Below are 3,669 nucleotides of genomic sequence, written 5' to 3'. Positions count from 1 at the left end.
ATCTGGGGGTGGTTTCAGGGCAGGATTGGGTTGAGCCGTTCAAGACCGTTGCCGCGCTTGACGCGTTTGCGGATCGGATCAGGAATGTTGCGCTCTGTAACGGCGCTGTGTTGGTGGGGACGGGGCATCCGGGGCGGTTAGGGGGGTTTTACCGGGGGATCGTGGACGCTTTGTCGACGGCGGGATGTGAAGTGCTCACACCTGCGAAGGGTCTCTCTGTCGACATAACGACCCGGTTCGGTCTACGTACGCACATCCTTCAGTACGTACGGGGAGTCGGCCGGCTCCTCGAACCGGGCGTCGAACGCGCCGGTCGCGCGACCGGCGTACACACGCATTCCCCGCTGCCGGTTCGGCTCGCGCTGGAGGCTCTCGCGGCGTCCGGCGGGCGGCTGCCGGACCTGGTCATCGGGGACCACGGCTGGGTCTGCGGAGCAGGTCAGCTGGGGTTTGAGGCCATTGGGCTGGCCGATGCCGATGACCCCGCGGTGTTCGTGGGGCAGGCCGAGGGGATCGTGTCCGTCGCCGTTCCGGTTGATGACGGCGTGCGGTCCGATTACTACTTGCCGCTTACCCGCTACGTACTCAATCGAGCGTGTCTGTCACAGTAGGACTGCCTTGGGGTGCACCTCTTCCCCACTCGCATCACCCGCCCCTACATTGGGGAGTGAGCACGCAACGACGAAGAGTCACCGGAAGGGGAAGCCGGTGGCCGTCGAGTGCGGAAGGTTCAGGTGTTGTCATGGCAGCTGATCGGCCTCTCAACGAGGTTGTGTTCCTTACCGTGGCTGAAGTCGCCGCGGTGATGCGCGTTTCGAAGATGACCGTGTACCGCCTGGTGCACAGCGGTCATCTGCCCGCGATCCGGGTGGGGCGGTCCTTCCGCGTCCCCGAACAAGCGGTGCACGAGTACCTCCGCGAGAGTTATGTGGGGGTGGAAACCGCCTGACGGCTGACCTGGGGGGGATCAGTACAGGGCACTTCCGATCTCCCCCGACCCCCTCGATTACGACCTCAGCGCGCGGACGGGTAGGCTGGCCCCTCGTAGGTCGTGTGGGCCCCGGCGCCCAGCACCGAGTGATGAGAAGTGAGCGAGGGTAAGTCGTGGGCTCTGTCATTAAGAAGCGGCGTAAGCGGATGGCGAAGAAGAAGCACCGCAAGCTGCTGAAGCGGACGCGCGTCCAGCGCCGTAACAAGAAGTAAGCCGCAGCGCTTACGAATTGAATCGGCGCGCGTCGCGTACGCGTGGTGCGGCCCCCACCGGGTATCCGGCGGGGGCCGCCCGCATATCCGGCCGTCCGGCCAGCCGTATATCCGGTCACGCTTGCCTCGGGCAGTCATCACAGCGCAACACCGAACCGCTAGGTTGGCACCCAACACCAGGCCCTGGAAGAAAGGCGCTGATCTTGGGGAAGGTCGTGCTTGTCACCGGAGTGGCCCGCAGGCTGGGGGGACGGTTCGTACGGCGGATCCAGCGCGATCCCGGCGTGGACCGGGTGATCGGGGTGGACGTCGTGCGGCCCGAGCACTCCCTCGGGGGCGCCGGCTTCGTCCAGGCGGACATCCGCCAGCCGACCATCGCCCGGGTGCTGGCGGAGAGCGGTGCCGACACGGTCGTCCACATGGATGTGACCGGCACGCCGCTCGGCAGTGGGAGCCGGATGTCGGTCAAGGAGACCAACGTCATCGGGACGATGCAGCTGCTGGGGGCCTGTCAGAAGGCGCCCGGCGTGAAGCGGCTCGTCGTGAAGTCGAGTACGAACGTGTACGGGTCCGCGCCGCGCGATCCGGCCGTGTTCACGGAGTCGACGGCCGCGAAGTCGCTGCCGAGCGGCGGGTTCGCGAAGGACGCGGTCGAGGTCGAGGGGTACGTACGGGGGTTCGCGCGGCGGCGGCCCGATGTCGCCGTGTGCGTGCTGAGGTTTGCCAATATTCTCGGGCCCGGCGCGGAGACGCCGCTCGCCTCGTACTTCGAACTGCCCGTGCTGCCCACGGTGTTCGGGTACGACCCGCGGCTCCAGTTCGTGCACGAGGACGATGTGATCGAGGTGCTGCGGATCGCGTCGCACGAGCCGGCGCGCGGGACGCTGAACAGCGGGACGTTCAACATCGCGGGGGACGGGGTGCTGCTGCTGTCGCAGTGCTCGCGGCGGCTCGGGCGGCCCACCGTGCCGCTGCTGCTGCCGGCCGTCACCTGGGCGGGGTCGCTGGTGCGCACGCTCGGGATGACCGACTTCTCGCCCGAGCAGATCCGGCTGCTGACGCACGGGCGGGTGGTGTCGACGACGCTGATGCGGGAGACGCTCGGGTTCTCGCCGGCGTACACGACCGCCGGGACCTTCGCGGACTTCGCGCGCAGCCAGGGGCCCGGGCTGCTGCCGCCGGAGTTGGTCGGTGACGCCGTCGACCGGGTCGCGGCGCTGGTCCCGCCGAAGAATCCGGCGCCGAAGAATCCGACGCCGAACTTTCCGACGCCGAGCGCGAACTGAGGAGCGTGTCCACGATGGCGGACGCCAAGGTCATCCCGTTCGACGACGACCGGTCCCGTACGGGGGCGGCGGCGCGGCCCGCGCGGCGCCGGGGCGGGCTCGGGAAGCGGGAGGCGCGCAACGGCGAGGTGACGGGCGGGACGGGTGAGGTCCAGCCTCTGCCCATCAGGGCACCGGAGCGCGATGATGTTCCGGTGACACCACAGGAGCCGCGGTCCGTCGAGCGGCGTATCGCGGGCGGGCTGTCGTTCCTGCGGCGGCGGCTGACCGGGGAGTACGAGGTCGACGACTTCGGCTTCGACGAGGAGCTCACCGACCAGGTGCTGATGTCGCTGCTGCGGCCGGTGTACGAGAAGTACTTCCGGGTCGAGGTGAAGGGCATCGAGAACATCCCCTCCGAGGGGGGTGCGCTGATCGTCGCCAACCACTCCGGGACGCTGCCCCTGGACGGGCTGATGATGCAGGTCGCCGTCCACGACAACCACCCCGCCGACCGTCATCTCCGGCTCCTCGCCGCGGACTTGGTCTTCGTCCTGCCCGTCGTCAACGAGCTCGCGCGCAAGCTCGGGCACACCCTCGCCTGCGCGGAGGACGCCGACCGCCTTCTCGGCCAGGGCGAACTGGTCGGCGTCATGCCGGAAGGCTTCAAGGGCCTCGGCAAGCCCTTCGGCGAGCGCTACAAACTCCAGCGCTTCGGCAGAGGCGGCTTCGTCTCCACAGCCCTGCGCAAGGGCGCTCCGATCATCCCGTGCTCGATCGTCGGCGCGGAGGAGATCTACCCGATGATCGGCAACGCGAAGACGCTGGCGAGGGTCCTCGGCTTCCCCTACTTCCCGATCACCCCGACGTTTCCGTGGCTCGGCCCCCTGGGCGCCGTCCCTCTGCCGACGAAGTGGACGATCCAGTTCGGCGAGCCGATCCCGACGGACGGGTATCCGCCGGAGGCCGCCGAGGATCCGATGCTGATGTTCAACCTGACGGATCAGGTGCGGGAGCAGATCCAGCACACGCTGTACAAGTTGCTGGTGCAGCGGCGGTCGGTGTTCTTCTAGGGGGGTATGGCGATGGGGCGCCCGGTGTTGAGTCGGGCGCCCCATCGTTGTGTTAGTCCGCGTCCTCGCTGTCGATGCCCAGGCCGGGGAGGAGGCCCGGGAGGAGGGGGGGGATGGTGACGTCGGGG

General features: G+C 68.3%; 5 protein-coding genes. All 5 read left to right on the top strand.

The features are described 5' to 3' along the window. A partial coding sequence (locus AOK24_RS36540) for a phosphatase (RefSeq protein ID WP_055724257.1) occupies positions 1 to 611 on the top strand: 611 nt, incomplete at its 5' end. A 131-nt stretch (positions 612 to 742) separates the two neighbouring features. Then, entirely contained in the window at positions 743 to 949 is a 207-nt protein-coding gene (locus tag AOK24_RS36535) for a helix-turn-helix domain-containing protein (protein WP_010351066.1), read from the top strand. 155 nt (positions 950 to 1,104) lie between these two features. Beyond that, complete coding sequence (locus AOK24_RS46745) at positions 1,105 to 1,203, top strand: 30S ribosomal protein bS22 (RefSeq protein WP_003948845.1); 99 nt, start codon at positions 1,105 to 1,107, stop codon at positions 1,201 to 1,203. A gap of 203 nt (positions 1,204 to 1,406) precedes the next feature. Beyond that, positions 1,407 to 2,489 (top strand): NAD-dependent epimerase/dehydratase family protein, encoded by a 1,083-nt coding sequence (locus tag AOK24_RS36530; RefSeq protein ID WP_055724256.1) that lies wholly within the window; start codon positions 1,407 to 1,409, stop codon positions 2,487 to 2,489. Positions 2,490 to 2,503: 14 nt separating this feature from the next. Further along, positions 2,504 to 3,541: a lysophospholipid acyltransferase family protein gene (locus AOK24_RS36525; RefSeq protein ID WP_055724255.1), complete on the top strand. Its 1,038-nt coding sequence runs from the start codon at positions 2,504 to 2,506 to the stop codon at positions 3,539 to 3,541. The last annotated feature ends 128 nt before the right edge of the window (positions 3,542 to 3,669 follow it).

It is taken from the genome of Streptomyces niveiscabiei, assembly GCF_001419795.1.
Lineage (GTDB): Bacteria > Actinomycetota > Actinomycetes > Streptomycetales > Streptomycetaceae > Streptomyces > Streptomyces niveiscabiei.
This window is presented reverse-complemented; position numbering and strand designations above follow the sequence as displayed.